22 protein-coding genes are annotated in these 21,669 nt (G+C 46.1%); 12 read left to right on the top strand and 10 right to left on the bottom strand.

What is annotated here, in order from left to right:
- Positions 1–106 precede the first annotated feature (106 nt).
- Together hemE and nudC are read right to left on the bottom strand one after the other, a co-directional pair.
- Positions 107–1,189 (bottom strand): uroporphyrinogen decarboxylase, encoded by a 1,083-nt coding sequence (hemE, locus tag ACXAD8_RS16395; protein ID WP_475230897.1) that lies wholly within the window; start codon positions 1,187–1,189, stop codon positions 107–109.
- Between the two features lie 292 nt (positions 1,190–1,481).
- Positions 1,482–2,291: an NAD(+) diphosphatase gene (gene nudC / locus ACXAD8_RS16390; RefSeq protein WP_475230895.1), complete on the bottom strand. Its 810-nt coding sequence runs from the start codon at positions 2,289–2,291 to the stop codon at positions 1,482–1,484.
- 171 nt (positions 2,292–2,462) lie between these two features.
- Between nudC and rsd the strand changes: the two genes are divergently transcribed.
- Positions 2,463–2,927 carry a sigma D regulator gene (rsd, locus tag ACXAD8_RS16385; RefSeq protein ID WP_475230893.1) on the top strand — a complete coding sequence of 155 codons (465 nt, stop codon included), beginning with the start codon at positions 2,463–2,465 and terminating at the stop codon, positions 2,925–2,927.
- A gap of 62 nt (positions 2,928–2,989) precedes the next feature.
- Here rsd and rho read toward each other — a convergent pair whose 3' ends face one another.
- The gene (rho, locus tag ACXAD8_RS16380) at positions 2,990–4,255 is read right to left on the bottom strand and encodes a transcription termination factor Rho (protein WP_473020834.1); all 1,266 of its coding nucleotides are present in this window, start codon (positions 4,253–4,255) and stop codon (positions 2,990–2,992) included.
- Between the two features lie 257 nt (positions 4,256–4,512).
- On the opposite strand from rho, the gene ACXAD8_RS16375 reads away from it, so the two are divergent.
- Positions 4,513–4,998 (top strand): GNAT family N-acetyltransferase, encoded by a 486-nt coding sequence (locus ACXAD8_RS16375; protein WP_475230891.1) that lies wholly within the window; start codon positions 4,513–4,515, stop codon positions 4,996–4,998.
- Between the two features lie 18 nt (positions 4,999–5,016).
- Here the strand turns inward: ACXAD8_RS16375 and ACXAD8_RS16370 are convergent, their stop codons facing one another.
- The 3 genes from ACXAD8_RS16370 to ilvC form a co-directional block, all read right to left on the bottom strand.
- Entirely contained in the window at positions 5,017–5,367 is a 351-nt protein-coding gene (locus tag ACXAD8_RS16370; RefSeq protein ID WP_475230889.1) for a hypothetical protein, read from the bottom strand.
- Positions 5,368–5,551: 184 nt separating this feature from the next.
- Positions 5,552–6,397: a hypothetical protein gene (locus ACXAD8_RS16365; RefSeq protein WP_475230887.1), complete on the bottom strand. Its 846-nt coding sequence runs from the start codon at positions 6,395–6,397 to the stop codon at positions 5,552–5,554.
- 240 nt (positions 6,398–6,637) lie between these two features.
- On the bottom strand, positions 6,638–8,122 hold the full coding sequence (gene ilvC / locus ACXAD8_RS16360) for a ketol-acid reductoisomerase (protein WP_475230885.1): 1,485 nt from the start codon (positions 8,120–8,122) through the stop codon (positions 6,638–6,640).
- A gap of 114 nt (positions 8,123–8,236) precedes the next feature.
- On the opposite strand from ilvC, the gene ilvY reads away from it, so the two are divergent.
- On the top strand, positions 8,237–9,094 hold the full coding sequence (gene ilvY, locus ACXAD8_RS16355) for an HTH-type transcriptional activator IlvY (protein WP_475230883.1): 858 nt from the start codon (positions 8,237–8,239) through the stop codon (positions 9,092–9,094).
- A gap of 20 nt (positions 9,095–9,114) precedes the next feature.
- Here ilvY and ACXAD8_RS16350 read toward each other — a convergent pair whose 3' ends face one another.
- The gene (locus ACXAD8_RS16350; RefSeq protein ID WP_475230881.1) at positions 9,115–10,626 is read right to left on the bottom strand and encodes a YifB family Mg chelatase-like AAA ATPase; all 1,512 of its coding nucleotides are present in this window, start codon (positions 10,624–10,626) and stop codon (positions 9,115–9,117) included.
- 186 nt (positions 10,627–10,812) lie between these two features.
- Here ACXAD8_RS16350 and ACXAD8_RS16345 point away from each other — a divergent pair, with 186 nt between their 5' ends.
- From ACXAD8_RS16345 to ACXAD8_RS16335, 3 genes are all read left to right on the top strand, one after another.
- On the top strand, positions 10,813–11,379 hold the full coding sequence (locus tag ACXAD8_RS16345) for a hypothetical protein (protein WP_475230879.1): 567 nt from the start codon (positions 10,813–10,815) through the stop codon (positions 11,377–11,379).
- A gap of 256 nt (positions 11,380–11,635) precedes the next feature.
- The gene (locus tag ACXAD8_RS16340) at positions 11,636–11,821 is read left to right on the top strand and encodes a hypothetical protein (RefSeq protein WP_475230877.1); all 186 of its coding nucleotides are present in this window, start codon (positions 11,636–11,638) and stop codon (positions 11,819–11,821) included.
- Between the two features lie 48 nt (positions 11,822–11,869).
- Positions 11,870–12,160: a hypothetical protein gene (locus ACXAD8_RS16335; RefSeq protein ID WP_475230875.1), complete on the top strand. Its 291-nt coding sequence runs from the start codon at positions 11,870–11,872 to the stop codon at positions 12,158–12,160.
- 424 nt (positions 12,161–12,584) lie between these two features.
- On the opposite strand, the gene ACXAD8_RS16330 is transcribed toward ACXAD8_RS16335, so the two are convergent.
- Positions 12,585–13,226, bottom strand: a complete 642-nt coding sequence (locus ACXAD8_RS16330) for a trimeric intracellular cation channel family protein (RefSeq protein ID WP_475230873.1) — start codon at positions 13,224–13,226, stop codon at positions 12,585–12,587.
- Between the two features lie 333 nt (positions 13,227–13,559).
- On the opposite strand from ACXAD8_RS16330, the gene ilvG reads away from it, so the two are divergent.
- From ilvG to ilvA, 5 genes are read left to right on the top strand one after another with little or no spacing between them, the layout of a single operon-like run.
- Positions 13,560–15,254: an acetolactate synthase 2 catalytic subunit gene (gene ilvG, locus ACXAD8_RS16325; RefSeq protein WP_475230871.1), complete on the top strand. Its 1,695-nt coding sequence runs from the start codon at positions 13,560–13,562 to the stop codon at positions 15,252–15,254.
- Positions 15,238–15,489 carry an acetolactate synthase 2 small subunit gene (ilvM, locus tag ACXAD8_RS16320; RefSeq protein ID WP_475230869.1) on the top strand — a complete coding sequence of 84 codons (252 nt, stop codon included), beginning with the start codon at positions 15,238–15,240 and terminating at the stop codon, positions 15,487–15,489. Before ilvG ends, ilvM begins: the two co-directional genes overlap by 17 nt.
- Positions 15,490–15,503: 14 nt before the next feature.
- Positions 15,504–16,433 carry a branched-chain amino acid transaminase gene (locus ACXAD8_RS16315; RefSeq protein WP_475230867.1) on the top strand — a complete coding sequence of 310 codons (930 nt, stop codon included), beginning with the start codon at positions 15,504–15,506 and terminating at the stop codon, positions 16,431–16,433.
- Between the two features lie 37 nt (positions 16,434–16,470).
- Entirely contained in the window at positions 16,471–18,321 is a 1,851-nt protein-coding gene (gene ilvD, locus ACXAD8_RS16310; RefSeq protein WP_475230865.1) for a dihydroxy-acid dehydratase, read from the top strand.
- A 4-nt stretch (positions 18,322–18,325) separates the two neighbouring features.
- The gene (gene ilvA / locus ACXAD8_RS16305) at positions 18,326–19,885 is read left to right on the top strand and encodes a threonine ammonia-lyase, biosynthetic (protein WP_475230863.1); all 1,560 of its coding nucleotides are present in this window, start codon (positions 18,326–18,328) and stop codon (positions 19,883–19,885) included.
- A gap of 119 nt (positions 19,886–20,004) precedes the next feature.
- On the opposite strand, the gene ACXAD8_RS16300 is transcribed toward ilvA, so the two are convergent.
- On the bottom strand, positions 20,005–20,193 hold the full coding sequence (locus ACXAD8_RS16300) for a hypothetical protein (protein ID WP_473020844.1): 189 nt from the start codon (positions 20,191–20,193) through the stop codon (positions 20,005–20,007).
- A gap of 135 nt (positions 20,194–20,328) precedes the next feature.
- Here ACXAD8_RS16300 and ACXAD8_RS16295 point away from each other — a divergent pair, with 135 nt between their 5' ends.
- Positions 20,329–21,336 (top strand): GlxA family transcriptional regulator, encoded by a 1,008-nt coding sequence (locus ACXAD8_RS16295; protein ID WP_475230861.1) that lies wholly within the window; start codon positions 20,329–20,331, stop codon positions 21,334–21,336.
- Here ACXAD8_RS16295 and ubiK read toward each other — a convergent pair.
- Positions 21,333–21,611, bottom strand: a complete 279-nt coding sequence (gene ubiK, locus ACXAD8_RS16290) for a ubiquinone biosynthesis accessory factor UbiK (protein WP_475230859.1) — start codon at positions 21,609–21,611, stop codon at positions 21,333–21,335. The genes ACXAD8_RS16295 and ubiK overlap by 4 nt on opposite strands.
- Between the last annotated feature and the right edge of the window lie 58 nt (positions 21,612–21,669).

The raw sequence follows: 21,669 nt of genomic DNA, 5'->3' as shown, positions 1-21,669 counted from the left end.
CATTTGCCTTTGCAGAAGTGTCGGGCCAACGCAGCGAGAAAATCGAGTAAAGCTCAAACCTTTGCCTGAATCAGGTCAAGGTTAGAGCCTGTAGACTGAGCACGCTTTATTTGTGGTATTGCCCACTTAATTTGTGAACGGCATTAATAAAGGCACCCGCTTTTTCTGGATCAATATCAGGGTGAATACCATGTCCCAGATTAAATACGTGACCGCTGCCCTCACCATAACCCGCCAGTATTGAAGCGACTTCGGCTTCAATACGCTCAGCTGAAGCGTGTAACATACAAGGGTCCATATTACCCTGAATAGCCACTTTATCGCCAACCCGAGCACGCGCATCAGCAATGTCTGTAGTCCAGTCCAGGCCAACCGCATCACAGCCAGTGGCCGCAATCGCTTCCAGCCATTGTCCACCGTTTTTAGTAAACAGAGTTACTGGTACTTTACGGCCTTCGTTTTCCCGAATTAACCCGGCCACGATCTTTTCCATATAACGCAAAGAAAATTCTTTATAGGCTTGTGGCGACAACACACCGCCCCAGGTATCAAATACCATCAGGGATTGGGCACCCGCTTTAACCTGAGCATTGAGGTACAGCACAACCGAATCGGCCAATTTATCCAATAATAAATGCAGCGCTGCCGGATCAGCAAAGGCCATTTTCTTGATCTTGCCGAAGGTTTTAGTAGAGCCGCCTTCAACCATGTAAGTGGCCAGGGTCCAGGGGCTACCGGAGAAACCGATCAGTGGCACGCTACCTTGCAGGGCACTTCGAATCGCTCTGACGGCATCCATCACGTAACCAAGTTCAGCTTCCGGGTCTGGAATAGGTAACTTTTCGATGTCAGCCATATTGCTCAGCGGGCGTTCAAATTTTGGACCTTCACCGGTTTCAAAATACAGACCCAGTCCCATCGCATCGGGAATGGTTAAAATATCGGAAAATAAAATAGCAGCATCCAGGGGAAAACGACGCAAAGGCTGCAGCGTGACTTCACAGGCTAATTCGGTGTTTTTGCACAGCGACATAAAATCGCCTGCCTGAGCGCGAGTAGCTTTGTATTCAGGTAAATAACGACCAGCCTGGCGCATCATCCATACTGGTGTGACATCAACAGGCTCTCTTAACAAGGCTCTAAGATAACGATCATTCTTCAGGGGATTGGGATTGCTTTGCTGGGTCATAACACCTTACGCCATGGGCAGTTTGAGAGATTTTTGAAAACCGCGCTATTTTACACAAAAAGCCGCGAAGAAAGAGAACTTTTGTAGAATTGCCAATTTTTTATACTAAAAAACTTGTCATTCTTTTTAATTATCTGCTATAACTTATTGCAGTTAACGACTTCCGAACAATAAAGAAGCCTGAAAAACAGGACCAAGACGCTAACAGAAATTAGGGCCCTTTCTCTTGAAAGGGCTTTTTTATTTGTCCGATAATAATATCCAGAGTTTTAAATGTTCAGAATTATCCTGGCTATTTTGTTACGCGTTTTTCAGTAGCTGAGATCAACCTGCCCGCAATGGAAAATTTAGGCGGAATATTAGGCAGCGCATCAAAGTCAAAAAAGTCAGCGGCAATAATTTCTTCACCATCCACCTTTATTTCACCAGAATCATACTCAGCTAAAAAGCCGCACATTAGTGAATGGGGAAATGGCCAGGGCTGACTGGAAAAATACTCCAAATTTTTCACCTTAACCCCCACTTCTTCAAACACTTCCCGGTGCACAGCCTGCTCCAGGGTTTCACCACTTTCCACAAAACCAGCAAGCGTCGAATACAAATCGTTTTTATGATGTGCTCCTTTGGCCAACAGGATTTGTTTGCCTTTGCGAATTGCCACAATAATGCAGGGCGAAATCCGAGGGTAACAACGATGTTGGCAGGTATGGCACTGAGTAGCCAGCTCCCAATCAACACGGGTCATCTTGCCACCGCAGCAGCCACAAAAGCGATGGGTTCGCAAAAATAAGGCCACTTGCCAGGCACGGGAAACCACATAAAACAATTCGCTGGGTAATTGCATCAGCATCGCCCGCAAGCTCAGGCTATCCAGCTCGTCATTGCCCACTGATTGCGACTCCAGATCCAGCATGTAACAGGGCATTGAATCTACTTCCCCCACCTGAATAACGTCATCTTGCCAGGCGTGAAATTCAGTCAGTGACTGCCAGTTGCCCCTGATCAAACCGGGTTGATCTGTGTATTGTAAAATTTTTTCTTTACTTACCACGATCCAGTAAGCGTCTGATACATGGTGGAAAGCCGGATTTTGTTGAATCAAATTAGGTTGCTCCTTTTTGTTACCACCCACTGCAGTTATAGCAGACTTATAAACAAACCTTTTGGAGTCTGAAGTTTTTGTTATACTGAAATCAGAATCAAATGGGTGCGCACCGTTAGACAATTTGTTGTCCCTGACAGAGCACCAATCATAACTCAGAAGGCATTAATCATGTTAACCCGAATTGAACAAGCGCAAGAAAAATGGGGTGGCATCCATAAACTCGTTGATACCTGGCTGGAAGAGCGCAAAACACTGCTGGTACAGTATTGCAAACTGGCGGCTTTACCACCATTTGAAGGAGGCGCTAATGCGCTTCCTGATTATAAAGACATCGAAACATTCTGCGAAACACTAATGGATTATGCTTCTACCGGTCACTTCGAAATGTACGACAAAATTCTCGATGAGTGCCAGCAAAATGCCGACAACGAGCAGTGGATCAACGAGGTAACAGAAAAGATCAAGGCCACTACCGACACTGCACTTTCCTTCAACGACAGCTATGCGGAGTTAAGTGATGAACAGGAAATGCAGGACTTCGTCAGAAACCTGACCTTGTTGGGCGAAAAGCTGGAAGAGCGCTTCGAACTGGAAGATATGTTGCTGGAGCGCATTAATAAAACAGCTAGTTAATCTTTTTTCGTAGCCCAACAAAAAAAGGCGCTCAAGAGCGCCTTTTTTAGTTCTGGCTTTTGTTAGCTCTTTTGACGCTTCATGGCATCAAAGAACTCGTCATTGGTTTTGGTCATAGACAGTTTGCCAATGAGGAATTCCATCGCATCAATTTCTGACATTTCGTGCACGATTTTTCTCAGGATCCACATTTTCTGTAGCTCATCCTGTGAAGTCAGCAACTCTTCACGACGAGTACCAGAGCGGTTGAAGTCGATAGCCGGGAACACGCGCTTTTCTGCAATCTTACGGTTCAGGTGCAATTCCATGTTACCGGTACCTTTAAACTCTTCGTAGATAACTTCATCCATCTTAGAGCCGGTATCAATCAATGCAGTTGCGATGATAGTCAGGCTACCACCCTCTTCCACATTTCGAGCCGCACCAAAGAAACGCTTAGGCTTGTGTAGCGCGTTAGCATCAACACCACCGGTCAGTACCTTACCTGAGCTCGGAATAACCGTGTTGTAGGCACGTGCCAGACGAGTAATTGAATCCAGCAGAATAACCACGTCTTTCTTGTGCTCTACCAGGCGCTTGGCTTTTTCAATTACCATTTCAGCCACCTGTACGTGACGGCTGGCTGGCTCATCAAAGGTAGAGGCAACCACTTCACCCTGTACCAAGCGCTGCATTTCGGTTACTTCTTCCGGACGTTCATCGATCAGCAATACCATTAACTGGCAATCCGGGTGATTGGCAGCAATTGACTGGGCGATATTTTGTAATAACAATGTTTTACCGGCTTTTGGCGGAGCCACAATCAGACCACGCTGACCATTACCGATAGGAGAAGCAAGATCTAACACTCGCGCAGTAATGTCTTCGGTACTACCGTTGCCTCGCTCCATTCTCAGGCGTTGCTCAGCATGCAGCGGCGTCAGGTTTTCGAATAAAATTTTGTTTCTGGAGTTTTCAGGCTTATCAAAGTTAACCTGATTGATCTTCAACAGTGCAAAGTAGCGCTCACTATCCTTTGGCGGTCTGATTTTACCCGAAATGGTATCACCAGTGCGAAGATTAAAACGCCTGATTTGGCTCGGGGATACATATATATCATCCGGTCCGGCCAAATAAGATGAATCAGCCGAGCGCAGAAAGCCAAAACCATCTTGTAAAATTTCAAGGACGCCGTCGCCAAAAATATCTTCACCGCTTTTCGCGTGAGTTTTGAGGATTGCAAAGATAATGTCTTGCTTACGGGCACGGGCCATGTTCTCAATGCCCATCTCTTCAGCTAAAGAGACAAGTTCATTGATGGGTTTCTTTTTCAGTTCAGTCAGGTTCATATGGAAGGATCTTTATAATTGATGTGATACGCCTCTGGCGTGTTTGCTGTTGTCTGGGTCAATTATTATGTTTATTCTCGGATAGAAATCGTGAGTAACAAGGATGTTCAGGTGTGAACAAGATTAAAACTAGCACCAAAAATTTAATTGAACAAGTAAAAAATGCGAATTACCGAAATTAGCTGCCCAACAGGGCAAATTCGCCTTAAAACCAAGAATATCAGCGACTACAACAGGAATATTCCAGGAACTCAGACATGACGATTAACCTTATCGAAGTAGATTATAACAACCCTCATCAGGCCAGCGATTTAATTGCTATGCTCAATCATTACGCTCAGGATCCTATGGGTGGCGGCGAACCACTGAGCGAATTTGTTCAGCAAAATCTGGCTAAATCCTTAGCACAAACCCCGGGTGCGTTCTCTTTTATCATTTATATAAAAGACAAACCCGCAGCCATGTGCAACTGCTTTACCGGCTTTTCCACATTCGCCTGTAAGCCACTTGTCAATATCCATGATTTTGTGGTGCACAGCGAATTCAGAGGACAAGGATTAAGTAAGCATTTACTATCTGCGGTTGCAGAAAAGGCCAAAAAAGACGACTGCTGCAAAGTCACGCTGGAAGTGTTATCCAATAACAAAGCAGCCATTCAGGCGTACAATAAATTTGGTTTTAAACTGTATCAACTAGACGAAGCTGCAGGGACTGCACAATTTATGGAGTTGAAATTGGTTTAGCCTGCAAGTAAATGTCCCTTATTTGAAAAAAAAGCCATTTACTCTGATTGGAGAAACTTGATTTTGCAAAATTAAGACACCGAGGTATTGCATATCATCGTTGAGACTCCACTGCTTCCACAGTACATGAATGGTTTCTCCTCTGCGAAGAATACCCAACAACTCTTTTTGGTCACTCAAAGAAGTTAAAAAAGGGACGTTCTTCCATTGCTCTTCTACATCCCTTTTAAGCTCCGGCGTTTTGAGTTCGTCCGGAGCGTATTTGGTGAATAGATCCCAATTTCTGGTATTTGAACCCTCAACAAGTTCACGATAAATGGGTTCTGCAATTTGATGTATTTCCGCATCCGATTTTGAGGTTAGATCCAAAGTAGTACTCCTTAAATCAGGCTTTTTTAATAGAGCAACAAAATCAGATATTCAGTCAGCTCACATGTTTTTTCACACTAAAGAGCATAGCAGGCTGACGAAAATTCGAGGAAAAGTATGCCTTGCCAGTTTTTAATCACTTATTAAGTACTCAAAAACCGGTCCAATAATCGGCATTGCTTACCTACTCACTGATACTCTCAGCAACCACCACTTTTGCCAATCCGGTCATCACATCTTCCATCCAGTCAACACCGTACTCCATTACTGAATCAATGCTCAGGTTCAGGTAGTGTTTACCTGCATCAGAGGACAGAAACTGGTTGTAAGCGACTAACGAGGAATCGGAAGCATCGCGAAACATATAGCTAAAAGAGGCAACCATTTGCATTTCCAGCATAGGCCCTAACTGATCTCGCATCAGGGACATTTGATTGCGGAAGTTCTGTTCAAACTCAGAAGCATCTGTGATGCGGTTCTGGCCTGAGGCTTTATCCAGTTCCACTATGCCCTTCATTATGGCTGGCATAAATTTTTCCATCATTTTGAACATCATTTCGCTCATTTCAGAGGCTTTAACCATGTCACTATAAATCGCAAACTTGTGCTCTCCCAGGGCTTCAGGGGTAAAAGCCATGATGTACTGTTGCATCGCCAATGGATCCACCTGCTGAGCCAGGATTTCAACCTGAGTAATTTCGCGACCTTCCGGGCTGCTCAACCAGGCCAGAGCCGCATTCAACTTTTCAGTATCACCATGCTGTACAAAGTATTGCTTTACCGAGTTCAATACTTCCACTTCGTTAAAGTCACGCAGAATAGTGTTCACCACATCATCCATAAATACCTGTTTTTGCTGCGGATCAATTGGCAACATTGCGGGCATCTGAGACAGCTGTGCAGGCATATTCATTATGGAGATTTCAATGCTGGATTGTTTCAGCACCGCATCAACTAATGCGGCTTTATCTTGCTCGGCGTAACTGGTAGATACAAAAAATAGTATCAGGGGTAGCAGGATCTTTTTCATGAATGCTTCCTTGTGTTTTTTCCGTCAGGTGAAAAATTTTCAACAGAATACCTGTCCCACCAGCAGAAACAAAGACTGAAAAATTACACTTAATGTAAGAGATTAACCCGTTGATTTGTCAGCCAATAAAATGACTGGAGCAGAAGAAAAAAAGCCCGGCGAAATTCACCGGGCTAACAGGGCTTTTTAAGCACCTAACGACAGAAATTGTCAACGTGGGAGACAAATCTGTTTGGGAACTTAGTTACTGGCTGCCACAATTGTTTTCATGTCAGTCATGTAACCGCGTAAGTCTGTACCAATAGTTTCAACAGGGTGATTACGCAATGCATGGTTCGCCTGAACTAATGCTTTGTTATCAACGCTGTTGGATGCACCTGAGCCTTTACCGATCAGGTCAGTTCCGATTTCGGGCATCAACTTCTCTCTCAGAAGTGGTACAGCTACATTCGCAAACAGATAGTTTCCATACTCTGCAGTATCCGAAATAACCACATTCATTTCGTATAAACGCTTACGGGCGATGGTGTTTGCAATCAACGGTGTCTCATGCAGAGACTCGTAGTATGCAGACTCTGGCAAAATTCCCGCTTCAACCATTACGTCGAAGGCCAGTTCTACACCCGTTTTGATCATGGCAACCATAAAGATGCCGTTATCAAAAAATTCTTGCTCATTGATGGTGCCATCGTATTTTGGTGCCTGCTCAAACCCGGTAGAGTTTGTTTCTTCACGCCATTTCAATAAGTTGGCATCACCATTGGCCCAGTCTTCCATCATGGTTTTGGAAAACTCGCCGCACATGATGTCGTCCATGTGTTTTTCAAACAAAGGACGCAACAAGTTGTTTAGTTCATCGGACAAAGCTACCGCTTTCAATTTGTCGGCATTCGACAAACGGTCCAGCATATTGGTAACACCGCCAATTTTCAGTGCTTCAGTGATAGCCTCAAGACCATACTGAACCAGCGCTCCGGCATAACCGGCATCGATGCCTTCGGCTACCATTTTGTCATAAGCCAAAATCGCAGCTGTTTGTTGCATACCACACAAGATAGTTTGTTCACCCATCAGGTCGGATTTAACTTCTGCGACAAAAGAAGACTCCAATACACCGGCGCGATCGCCACCCGTAGCAGAGGCCAGGGCTTTAACGATATCCCAACCTTCACCTTTGGGGTCATTCTCAGGGTGAACCGCGATCAATGTCGGCACACCAAAACCACGTTTGTATTCCTCACGAACTTCTGTACCTGGGCACTTAGGTGCGCACATCACAACCGTGATATCAGGACGGATCTGCTGGCCTTCTTCAACGATATTAAAACCGTGTGAATAGCCTAATGCGGCACCTTCTTTCATCAACGGCATAACCGCTTCAACTACGCTGGCGTGTTGCTTATCCGGCGTCAGGTTGTAAACCAAATCAGCCTGAGGAATAAGCTCCTGGTAGTTACCTACCGTAAAGCCGTTCTCAGTGGCTCTTTGATAAGATGCACGCTTTTCGTCAATCGCTGATTGACGTAATGCATAACTCACATCCAGGCCGGAATCTCTCATATTCAGGCCCTGATTCAGACCCTGAGCACCACAACCTACGATGACGATTTTTTTACCTTTCATAAAATCACAACCATCTGCAAATTCAGAACGGCTCATGAAACGACAACGACCTAACTGGTCTAACTGCTTACGCAAAGGCAATGAATTAAAATAATTTCCCATAACTCTTAATAATCTGTGACGATTAATCCGGGAACAACAATACGACTTTTTAGTCGTTGTGAAAAATGATATATTCGCAACACCACGTTTCACTTTTTGCAACACAGGTAAGCAATGGACTTCCGGTCACTGCAAATATTTAAACATCTGGCGCAGTCCCTGCACTTTGGGAAAACCGCTGAAGCCATGTATATCAGTCCTTCCACACTATCCCGAGTGATCCAGCGGCTGGAAGATGAAGTGGGTTCAGGTCTCCTGGTGCGAGACAACAGAACCGCAAAACTCACCCCGGCGGGTCAGCGATTCTTAGTTTTTGCCGAGGAAATCACTCGTCAATGGCAAACTTTGCAGGGCGATATCAACGAACAGATGCAAGCATTGCAGGGCGAACTTAGTCTGTTTTGTACAGTGACGGCCAGTATCAGCCACCTGCCCCCCTTGCTGGAGGGCTTTCGCGATAGTCACCCCAGAGTTGAAATCAAACTGGCCACTGGCAATCCAGGAGAATCGGTGCAACGGGTTATGGAGCAAAGTTCAGATCTGGCTATTGCCATTCACACCCCCAACTTTCCGCAAGAGCTTTATTTTCAACACCTGGATCAGGTACCTCTGGTGATGATCACCCCCAAAAAGCATCCGGCGCGCAAAATATCCGACCTGGTTTGGACCGACGAACAGATGATTTTACCGGACAGTGGTCCGTCGAAGCGCATTGTGCATCATTGGCTGAGCGAACAGGGTATACGACCCAAAGTTTATGCCAGTGTTGGCGGCAACGAGGCCATTTTGAGTATGGTGGCACTGGGTTGTGGCATCGCTATTGTGCCGGAAATCGTGGTGCACTACTCCACCATCGCAGATAAAGTAAATGTCATTGAAATCAATAATATAGAATCGTATCGACTGGGGCTGTGCTGCCTTGAAAAACGCCGGAATGAACCGGTGATCAAAGCGTTTTTCGAGCAAATTTAATAGCTGTTCCACTATATATTTCAGCGCAACAGATTGGCGATGATGCGATCCAACGCCCGATAACCCAGCGCTTCGCTCAAATGATGGCGCTGAATATCCTCCTCCCCCGCCAGATCGGCAATGGTGCGGGACACCTTGAGCAGACGCTGATGGGTGCGGATAGAAAGTCTGAGTTTTTCCAAAACCGTATCCAGGAATTGCTGGTCAGATTCCTGCAACGCGCAAAACTGTCTGACTTCAGCACTGCTAAGCTCAGCGTTGAGCTTCCCGGCCCGCTCATATTGCACCGCCATGGCTTCCACCACCTGTTCCCGCACCACATCGCTGGTATCCGACGCCTGATTGCGCGCCAGCTGCATATCCTGTTTCGACAATCTGGGCACATCCACCTGTAAGTCAATGCGATCTAAAAATGGCCCAGACACCCGATTCAGATACTTCAGGATTTGATCGGGTGTGTGTCTGCCATCGTTAACATCGCCAGACGGACTGGGATTCAGTGCGGCAATCAGCTGAAAACGCGCCGGGAATACTGCCTTTTGGGCCGCTCTGGAAACGGTAATTTCACCCGCCTCCAGCGGCTCTCTAAGCACATCCAGTACTTTGCGAGGAAATTCGGTCAGTTCATCCAGAAACAAAATACCGTTGTGAGCCAGGCTGATCTCACCTGGTACAGGTTTACTACCACCACCCACTAAAGCCGCAGCGGAAGATGTATGGTGTGGATTGCGAAACGGTCTGAGACGCCAGTTTTTGGCATTAAACGGCAGATTGGCGACTGAATTAACCGTGGCGGTTTGCAATGACTCCTGCTCCGACATCGGTGGTAACAGCCCCGAAAGACGGGTGGCCAGCATAGTTTTACCCGTACCGGGCGGGCCACAAAACAGTAGATTATGTCGACCAGCTGCGGCAATGGTGAGCGCCCGTTTGGCTTGTTGCTGTCCGATAATATCCGATAGCTGGGGCACTTGCGGTACAGTTTCAAAACCATGGTTCATCTGAGCCGGAGGGATTCGCTGAGTGCCTGAAAGGTGCATAAACACTTCTTTAAAACTCTTTGCTCCATACACCCTGGCATCTGAAACCAGCATAGCCTCATCCTGATTGGCAGTAGGTAAAATCAGGCTATTTCTGTCATTTCGGGCCGCCACCGACACAGGTAAAATGCCAGTCACCGGCCGCAATTCTCCCGATAAGGCCAATTCACCGATAAATTCATGATTTTCAATAGAAATACTGGGACTGACCTCAGACGCCGCAATAATGCCAATGGCAATCGCCAGGTCAAAGCGGCCGCCTTCTTTGGGTAAATCCGCCGGAGCCAGGTTTACTGTGATTTTTTTACCCGGAAATTCAAAGTGGGAATTGAGTAAAGCGCTTCTAACCCGGTCACGAGACTCTCTGACAGAAGCCTCCGGTAAACCAACGATATTAAAACCCGGCATGCCGTTCGACAGGTGCACTTCAACCGTCACTAACGGTGCATCCACTCCCAATACCGCCCGCGTTTTTACCACAGCCAATGCCATGTGCAATTCCTTTGCAAAATCCAAACTACGGTTAATTTTAGAGTAAACGCCATTGCGCACAAGGACTAAAAAGTACAGTTTTGTTTTATCGAAAGTGACTCATTGTAAATGCCCCCAATGCCTGAGGAATTTAACATTCACATGTCTAAAATTTCACTATAGGTTATATTTCTAACCAATAATGATATGATGTGGCATAAACCTGATAACGCAATGACACGGATGTTCAATAAAGACGATTCACCGCTAAAAATTACGGTGAAAATATTGACTGGTACATTTTTCCTTTGGTTATTTTTCATATTCTTAAAATGGTGTCCCAACACCACCATCTATAGTAAATGCTTTAATCCAATGGTGGTTAACACTGATCACCTTTTTTATAAAACCTATAAACAATGGAAGGTTCCGGTTTATTCATACTTTTCGCCAGCAATGTCTGATTTTCAGAAGCAAATGTTAAATGAAGGCTATCTTGGATATATTTTAAAAGACCCAGCATTGATAAACGACAAAAAGTTCGAGCGTCCAAAAGATGTCACTTTTGACGGAAAGATTGTTATTCGGGAAGGCTCTACTCTGGAAGAACTTTTTGACCCTGGAGTATTGGTTTTCGCATCTGTTAATGTCGATAACCAAAAATACGTAATACCTGACTACTTTCTTTCCTCTGAAATAATGGAAGTCATTCAAGATAGTGGCTGTTATGTGGAAAACCATAGTTTCAGGTTGAGTAGAGGTGGAACTTATTAGTAGTACCTACTTTAAAAAGTATATTAGGTGGGCAGGTCAGTATATTACTCCCGATTACGAGGTTTCGACTGAAGTGGCAGATTTAGTTATAAAGAACAGTTGTAATGTTGAGAGCTTTCGATTTGAGCTTAATCGCAGAGAACTGGATTAAGACATGAATGCAGTTTTGCTCATTGGCACGATCAATCACATTGTTTTTGTCTCGTTTTTTCTGCTCGGGTGCATAATCACTGATTTCCAATGTAAAGGAGATGATATGTTATCCCTATTAACTTTACATGGCCTGGCTATTTTTCCATTCCAAATTATTGTCGAGTTAACTGTAGGAGCAGCACTACTGGTTCTTTCAATATTAGGAAAATGGCGAGAAATAAGAAAAATACCTCTTATTTTATTCATATTTTCCTTTTTAGTATTTTGGTATGTTGGTAAAACTTTTTGATATTGGCGCTGTGACGCTCAGAGTAAACAGATGAAAACGACTTGATAAATGAACAAAGCACTCATTGCAGGTACTATTAACCACCTTATTCCGATTGCCATTGTGCTTTTAGGATGTTCTCTGACTGACTTTCAATGTGAAGGAACTGATATGGCGTCGGTTGTGGCACTCTATAGTTTCACTGTTTTGCCGATTCAGTTATTCGTTGAATTAATAGTATTTGTTTCAATTGTCATCTGCTTGTTTCAAGGGAAGTGGAAAACCGCAGGAAAAATGCAACTCTTCTTTTTCATTGTTTCTTTACTGTCAGTTTATTACATCGGAGGAAAAACTTTTTAGTTTTGGGGTGGGGTATTATCGGCATCATTGCGTTTAAAGCTCAGTGATTATTAGAACTGGAAATCCCCAAGCTGTGACGCTTTGGGTAAATATATGGAAATGATTTTTATCAGATTTTAGCTGAATTGATAATTCTACTCATTCAGGTTGGCTTCTAACCCCTTCAAAACCCAACGACGAGTAGCCGTTTATAAATCAGATACTTACCTCGCAAATCAAAACGCTGCGCTTACAAAATTTGTTGTTTAATAGTGACGAAAACAACTTATCCCGAACTCCCGAAACAAATAATATCAAACGCCCTATATTGCGGATATTGAATTATTAACAACACCACATTTCATATTATGAAATACAGTATAGCCCTGGCGTTGAGGTTTTAGCCTGGTGTTTAAGCGTTTTAGCCGCCAGGACCTTGTAACGCTTACTTATCCGAATCCCGCATCATGGGATGGTCGCCGGCTTTAAACACCCAGAAGTGCCAGTGCCAGTGAATGGCGGCTACCCTAAGTAGCAAGGTAGTTACCACACAAAGCAGCATGGCCAGGTGGATATTGTGGAAAAAAGTTTCAGTGGCAATGTAAACCAGACCACCTGCGACACAGGTCATGGCATAGAGTTCACCGCGCAGCACCAGCGGGATTTCCCGGCAAATCACATCCCGAATCAACCCACCGAATACGCCGGTCATCACGCCCATAAACACCGCCACAAAAGGCGTGGTACCGTAAGCGAGTGCCTTTTGCAGGCCCATCATGTTGAAAAATGCCAGTCCGATGGCATCAGCCAGCAACAGGTAGCGCATGGGAAACCAGTGGGTAATGCGCAACAGCATCATGGTGGACAGCGCAGCAGCCAGAATTACCAGAAAGAAATTCTTGTCCGTTAACCAGTAAACCGGCACGTTCAGGATCATGTCCCGCAAGGTACCACCACCAATGGCGGTAACCGCTGCCAGTACTAAAACGCCAAAGCCATCCATGCTCTTTCTGAAGGCCATTAAGGTGCCGGAGATGGCAAATACCGCGACTCCAGCCAGGTCCACCCAATATAACCAACTATTCAATTTCTGCTCTCGTTATTCATTTATGCCCACAGACTAATGCAAAAATTATAAAAATAAAGCTTGCGATAAAATCTGCCGCTATGGTAATTGTATAAAAAGTGACGAAAACCGATGCCCCGGCATCCCAAAAACAGAAGACTAATGATCCCAACTCTTACCATTAACCCAGGCAAAATGCAGACTGTTCTGAACAGCCTCATTGTCGTGGTCGTGGTGATTATTAACTCGCTGCGGGGTCGGCTATAGGTTTTCGAAAATACCGAATTTAGCAAAACCCCCGCACGAAAGTCCGGGGGTTTTTTTCGTTTTAGGGCCACTGAAAAAGTAAATGTTATGAATGGTGCAGAATACATATTGGCGTTTTTAGAGAAACAAGCTTGTCAACGGGTTTTTGGTTATCCCGGTGGAGCGGTCATGCCGCTTTACGATGCCATGCTGGATTCTCCGGTGAGCCACTACCTTACCCGGCATGAACAAGGCGCGGCATTTGCCGCCATCGGCCAGGCCCGAAGCAGTAACCAAACCGCTGTTTGCATCGGCACATCAGGCCCCGGTGCCACCAACCTGTTAACGGCAGTCGCTGACGCCAAGTTAGATTCTGTGCCCCTGCTGGTATTAACCGGCCAGGTACCCACCAGCGCCATGGGCAGCGATGCCTTTCAGGAAGTGGATGTTCTGGGTTTATCCCTGAGCATCACCAAACACAGTTTTGTAGTCGAACGCATTGAGCAATTACCGGAAATTTTGCAATCCGCCTGGGATCTGACCATCGAAGGCAGACCGGGTCCGGTATTAGTGGATATACCCAAAGACGTTTTTCTGGCTGAACTAAATGCGCAGCCGGAAACAGTATCCAAACCAGGTAAAGAGAATTTTAATTCTTCTATAAACGAGCTGGATAACAACAACTTACAATCTATCGCCATCGCGAATCAGTTATTAAAATCCAGTCAACAGCCGGTGCTTTATGTAGGTGGCGGTGTCGTGATGGGTCACGCTCAACAGGCTTTGAATGAATTTTTGCAAGACACGGGTATGCCCGCCGTTTCCACCTTAAAAGGCCTGGGCACGGTAGACAAAGATTATGCTCTGAATCTGGGCATGTTAGGAATGCACGGCCTGCCACCGGCTAATTATGCGGTTCAGGAAGCCGATTTATTGCTGGTTGCCGGAGCGCGTCTGGATGACAGAGCCACGGGTAAGCTGAGTGAATTTGCACCGAATGCGAAACTTATCCATATCGATATTGATGCCGCGGAAATAGGTAAACGCCGCGCTGCTGATGCAGCCATTAAAGCGGACATCAAACAGGTGTTACCCAAATTAAGCCGCGAATTGCAATTCGCGGACTGGCAAACCAGATGTGAACAGCTGCAGCAAAAACATCAGCAAAGCTACCAGTTTAGTCCACAGGAACAGCAAATTTCCGGCCCTAAATTACTGCGTATGCTGAGTAACAAACTAAATCACAGTGATATCGTGTGCTGTGATGTAGGTCAGCATCAGATGTGGGTAGCGCAACACGTGCAGTTTTCCTCACCAACCAGCCACCTGAGCAGCGGTGGTTTGGGCACCATGGGATTTGGCTTACCAGCCGCCATCGGTGCGCAGTTGGAAAACCCACAAAAGAATGTGGTGGCTGTGTGTGGCGATGGCTCCTTTATGATGAATATTCAGGAGTTAGCCACCTTAAACCGCTACCGCATTCCGGTGAAAATTCTGGTAATGGATAATCAGCGCTTAGGCATGGTGAAACAATGGCAGGAACTGTTTAACGAAGAGCGCTACAGTGAAACCAATCTGTCGGACAATCCGGAGTTTTCCAAAGTAGCCCTGGCCTTTGGATTAGAGGCCGATGTATTGGACTGCGTTGCCGATGTCGAAGCAAAACTGGACTGGTTTTTACAGTCTGAATCCCCCTGTTTATTACATGTGAGATTGAGCTCTCAGGAAAATGTCTGGCCAATCGTGCCGCCCAATACCGCAAACCACAACATGATGGAGGAACACCATGCAATATCAAATTGAACTGCAATTACACAATCAACCCGCAGTATTAGAACGTGTCCTTCAGGTGGTGCGCTATCGCCAATTTCAGCTTGAAAGTATGCAGATGGAGCCCGAAGGACAGGATAAGTTGACAGTTCAGTTAAAAGTTTCTGGCCAACAATCCATTAACATACTAACCAGCCAACTGAATAAGTTGTATGATCTGGCTCGCTTAACTATTCAACATGAGATGCCGCTCCAGGCGACGGCATAAACTAGGAAATAACAATGTCTAAAAAACTTGCAGATCACATTTGGTTTAACGGTGAAATTATCCCTTGGGAAAAAGCCACGGTTCACGTATTAACTCACGCCATCCACTACGGCTCTTCAGTCTTTGAAGGTGTGCGCGCTTATGATACGCCAGACAAAGGACCCTGTGTGTTCAGAATGCAGGAACACACCCGTCGTTTGTTCGATTCTGCCAAAGTGTATCGCATGACAATCCCTTACACTCAGGATGACATTAACGAAGCGACATTAGCTATTCTGAGAAAGAATGAACTGAAATCGGCTTATATTCGTCCTATCGCCTTTTATGGTGATATCGGTATGGGCCTGCAGGTACCGTTCGGTACGGAAGTTGACCTGGCCATTGCCGCATTCCCATGGGGTGCTTACCTGGGTGATGAAGCCCTGAAAAACGGGGTTGATGCCGGTGTTTCTTCCTGGAACCGTCTGGCAGCCAATACCATGCCCACAGGTGCCAAAGCCGGTGGTAACTATATGTCTTCGCAGCTGATCTCGATGGAAGCCCGTCGTCACGGCTACGGCGAAGGTATTGCACTGGACGTAAACGGCTATGTCAGTGAAGGTGCCGGTGAAAACCTGTTTGTGATCCGCAACGGCGTGGTAGCCACCACACCTAAAACTGCTGCGATTTTGCCCGGTATTACCCGTGACACGGTTATGACGTTATTGCGCGAAATGGGCTACGAAGTGCGCGAAGAGAACATTCCACGCGAATCGCTCTACCTGGCTGATGAAGTACTGATGTGTGGCACCGCCGCAGAAGTTACGCCAGTACGCAGTGTTGACGGCATTCCGGTAGGTAACGGTGGCCGTGGCCCAATCACCGAAAAAGTACAAGACGCTTTTTTTGGTCTTTTCAATGGAAAAACTGAAGATAAGTGGGGCTGGTTAACACCAGTAGAATAAATATTCTTAAATTAACAAATTGATATAGGTAGTAAAAATGCCAAAACGACTGCGTTCAGCAACCACCACTCACGGTAGAAACATGGCCGGCGCCAGAGCACTCTGGCGGGCAACAGGGATGAAGGATAATGATTTCGGCAAACCCATTATTGCGATTGCCAACTCCTTCACTCAATTTGTGCCTGGCCATGTGCACCTCAAAGATTTGGGACAACTGGTTGCCAGAGCAGTCGAAGAAGCCGGAGGTGTTGCCAAAGAGTTCAACACTATCGCGGTGGACGACGGCATTGCGATGGGACACGGCGGCATGTTGTATAGCCTGCCTTCCCGTGACCTCATCTCAGACTCAGTGGAGTACATGGTTAACGCCCATTGTGCCGACGCCATTGTGTGTATTTCCAACTGCGACAAAATCACTCCCGGGATGCTGAACGCGGCTATGCGCTTGAATATCCCGACAATTTTTGTTTCCGGCGGTCCAATGGAAGCCGGAAAAACCAAGCTTTCCGACCAGATCATTAAGCTAGACCTGGTGGATGCCATGGTAGCAGCGGCAGACGACAAGGTATCTGACGAAGACACCGCTCAAATAGAGCGCTCGGCCTGTCCCACCTGTGGCTCTTGCTCCGGTATGTTTACCGCCAACTCCATGAACTGCCTGACCGAGGCCCTGGGTTTATCCTTACCGGGCAATGGCTCGTTACTGGCAACACATGCTGATCGTGAAAAACTGTTTATTCAGGCGGGCAAGCAAATTGTGGCTATGTGTAAAGCCTATTACGAGCAGGACAACGACAACATGTTGCCGCGTAATATTGCTAATTTTAACGCCTTTGAAAATGCCATGAGCCTGGACATTGCCATGGGTGGCTCCACTAATACCATTTTGCATTTGTTGGCAGCGGCCCAGGAAGGTGAAATCCCCTTTACCATGGCCGATATCGATCGCTTGTCCCGTAAAATCCCACATTTATCTAAAGTCGCTCCAGCTACGAATAAGTACCACATGGAAGACGTGCATCGCGCCGGTGGCGTATTGGCAATCCTGGCAGAACTGGAGCGCGGAGGATTGTTGCATTCCGGTGCTCACCACGTTTTAGGCGGTACTATTGGCGAAGTAATCGCCAACTGGGATATAACCAATAAACAAAATGAGCAAGCACTCACTTTCTATTCTGCAGGTCCAGCAGGAATACGTACTACTCAGGCTTTTAGTCAGAGTTGCCGTTACCCGGAACCAGACACAGACCGTGAGAACGGTTGTATCCGAAGCATCGAACACGCCTACAGCCAGGAAGGTGGACTGGCAGTGTTATTCGGTAACATTGCTGAAGACGGTTGTATAGTGAAAACCGCCGGTGTGGATGAATCCATCTGGAAGTTCACAGGTCGGGCGCGAATTTATGAAAGTCAGGATGCGGCAGTAGAAGCCATCTTAAATGACGAAGTGGTGGCCGGTGATGCCGTTATTATTCGTTACGAAGGTCCTAAGGGTGGCCCGGGTATGCAGGAAATGCTTTACCCCACCTCTTATCTAAAATCAAAAGGCTTGGGCAAGTCTTGTGCGCTGATCACCGATGGACGTTTTTCTGGTGGTACTTCTGGACTATCTATCGGACATTGTTCCCCAGAGGCAGCCAGCGGTGGCGGTATCGGCCTGGTAGAGGAAGGGGATACCATCATTATTGATATTCCCAACCGAACCATCAATGTCGATCTGAGCGAGGCAGAATTACAGCAACGTCGAACGGCGATGGACAATTCTGCCAACCCATGGCGTCCAATCAATAGAGAACGTACAGTCTCAAATGCATTGAAAGTCTTTGCTATGTTGGCCACCAGTGCCGACAAGGGCGCAGTGAGAGACATCTCTAAGCTGAAGGATTAAAGGTATGAGTGATTCAGAGCAGGTATCGGACAGTGAATACCTGAAAAAAGTCTTATTATCACCGGTATACGATGTCGCTAAAAATACTGAGCTACAGTACATGCAGCGCCTGTCTCAGGCGATGGGCAATGAAGTCTGGTTAAAGCGCGAAGATCAACAACCGGTAAAATCCTTTAAACTCAGAGGTGCCTACAACTGCATTACTCACTTGAGCGATGAAGCGTTGCAAAAAGGTGTTATCGCCGCATCGGCGGGTAATCATGCTCAGGGGGTTGCCTACTCTGCTTTTAAGAAAAAGATCCGGGCCACTATCGTGATGCCTGAAACCACGCCTGATATTAAAATCGAGGCGGTGCGCTCCTTTGGCGGCGACTGGGTAAACATTATTTTGCACGGAACCAGCTTTGATGCTGCCAGCGATGAAGCGAAACGGTTAGCGGCGGAATATGGCTATACCATGATCCCACCGTTTGACACGCCCGATGTGATTGCCGGTCAGGGCACCATCGCCCGGGAATTGTTGGAGCAAAATCCCAACCTGGATACCCTTTTTATCGCCGTTGGCGGTGGTGGTTTGGCAGCAGGTATTGCGGTTTTTATCAAACAATTAAAACCCGAGGTCAAAATAGTCGCTGTTGAAGCAGAAGACTCAGCCTGTTTTAAATCCGCTCTGGCAGCGGGCAAACCGGTTACCTTGCCCTCTGTGGGGATTTTTGCCGATGGTGTAGCCGTAAAAACCATGGGCACGGAAACCTTTCGGTTATGTCAACGTCTGGTGGACGAAGTTATCACGGTTAACAGCGACGAAATCTGTGCTGCTATTAAAGAGATTTTTGAAGACACCCGGGTTATTGCAGAACCCGCGGGAGCGTTATCTGTTGCTGGTATAAGAAAGTACGTTCTTAAAAATAATATTAAAGACCAAAAGCTTGCCGGTATCTTGTGTGGTGCCAATATTAATTTTCACACACTGCGCTATGTATCAGAACGCTGCGAACTGGGTGAGCAAAAAGAAGCTGTTTTTGCGGTGCGTATTCCCGAGCGCAAAGGCGCCTTTAAAGAGTTTTGCGATATTCTGGGTAAACAGGCCATAACCGAATTTAACTACCGCTATTCCTCCGGTGACACAGCTCATATATTTGTGGGCATTAAATTGCGTCGTGGCAAGGAAGAATACCGTGAGATCACCAGCAAGTTAGATAATCAGGGCTACAAATGGTTTGATATGTCTGACAATGAAATTGCCAAATTACATGTCAGATATATGGTGGGTGGCAGACCTCCCACTTTGCTAACCGAAAAGCTCTACTCCTTTGAGTTTCCGGAGCACCCCGGCGCCTTGCTTAACTTTTTAACTACTCTGGGTGAACAATGGAATATTACCCTGTTTCATTATCGCAACCATGGCGCGGCTGAAGGCATGGTGCTGGCGGGTTTTGATATTCCGGACGATGAAGCCTCCTTGTTTAATCAACATCTGGAAAAACTGGGCTATCACTATGAAGATCAAAGTGAAAATCCGGCCTACAAGTTTTTTCTGTCTGATTTAAACGGCGTGTTCTGACCAACGGAAATAGCCTTTGGCTTATTCAAGCCAAAGGCTGTGTGCTCAAAACCTGTATACCCAAATCACCTCAAGATGCTAGCTTTCAGTATCTTGAGGTGATTTGGGTATAGCCGTCATCAGTCACTGCTTCCGTCAGATTCCTGCGCAGCTAATACCGCTAAAAAGCCCATCAGTAACATCATAAATGGCATACCAATCAAATTGAAGCTGGTTTCCAGATGCTGAGTCCACTGCATCCAGATCATCAATCCCCAACCAATCAATAGTGTCACAATAACAACGGGTAACCTGAACATGCGTTTCATTTTGCTTCTCCTCATTAAGTTGAGTTAATTTTAACCACTTGCAATAATCTGCATAAGTGGCAATAATGACAATTAAAGAGCCTTTATTGCCACCATAAGCCTTTAATGCTTATAATTGCTAATGCGGAGAGTCCCATGAAGACCATCAATATTATTGCCACGCCCAACTGCGTCTTTTCCAGCCTGACAGGCATTGTGGACTTTATGGAGTTTTGTAATATCTTTTGGCGCTATCTGCATCCGGACTGTGAAGAACAGTTGTTTCGATGCCAGATATACAGCACCGAGGGCGAAGAGTTAACCAATGCTGCCGGCATGTCGATTAAGGCGAAAAACATCCGGGAATATACGCCGGGTGATGCAGTATTCCTGGTTTCTATTTTCGCCCACAACCGTGCTCACATGGAGGCCTATCTCAATAGCTGCCATTGTGTAACAGAGGTTATTCGGCAGGAACACCAACAAGGAAAGCTCATTGCCAGTTATTGCACCGGCACTTTTGGCCTTGCAAGAACAGGAGTTCTTAATGATATTCCCGCCACCACGGTCTGGTGGATGAAGAACCTGTTTAGCGAACACTTTCCCGATGTGCAATTAAAAATGGATGAACTGGTGGTTGTTCATGGCAACATCATTACCGGAGGCGCCACCACGTCTTACTTTAGTGTTTGCATGGCGCTGCTGGAAAAGCTCACCAACGATATCTTCGCCACGCAAATGTCAAAATTACTGTTACTGGACAAACAACGATTGTCGCAGCAGCCTTTTATTGATACCGCGTTTATCATCAATAAACACGACGCATTGGTAGAAAGCATTCAGGCCTGGATGATGAAACATTACGCCGAGCCGTTTTCTCTGGATGCAATCTGTGAACAGTTTGCCGTGACTAAGCGCACTTTAATCCGGCGCTTTAAAAATGCCTGCAACGAAACACCGCTGAATTACCTGCAGAAGATCAGAGTAGAAAAGGCCAAACACTACCTGGAATCGACTAATCTGCCCATAGAGCAGATAGTGTTAAAGGTGGGCTATGAGGATGTGGCCTCTTTTCGCAAGTTATTTAACAGCCATACTCAGCTGTCCCCGAAAAACTATCGGGAGCGCTTCGGATTTGCTCATACCGAAGCGCAACAGGCTTAATCGGCGCTTTTTTCGATTTTCGCGCTGGCTGAGTTGGCTTTTTCCAGCTCTTCCATTCGAGCTTCCAAAGCTATCAATTTTTCGCGGGTGCGTTGTAAAACGGAGGTTTGCACATCAAACTCTTCTCTGGACACAAAGTCCAGTCGACTCAACTGGTGCTGCAGGGCTTGTTTTACCTTGGCATCTACCCCTTCTGCCATCTGTTTTACACCCGGCGGAATACTGTCCACCACTTTATTGGCAATTTCTTCCAGTTTTTTTGGATCGAGTACCATAATGATAATGTCCTGAGTCGATAATTTTGTTAAGCACAGTGTGGGGGCATTTTCCGTG

This window comes from Planctobacterium sp. AWH2_060 (assembly GCF_056158425.1).
The sequence above is the reverse complement of the archived record's forward strand: the minus strand, read 5'-3'. Positions and strand labels throughout refer to the sequence as shown.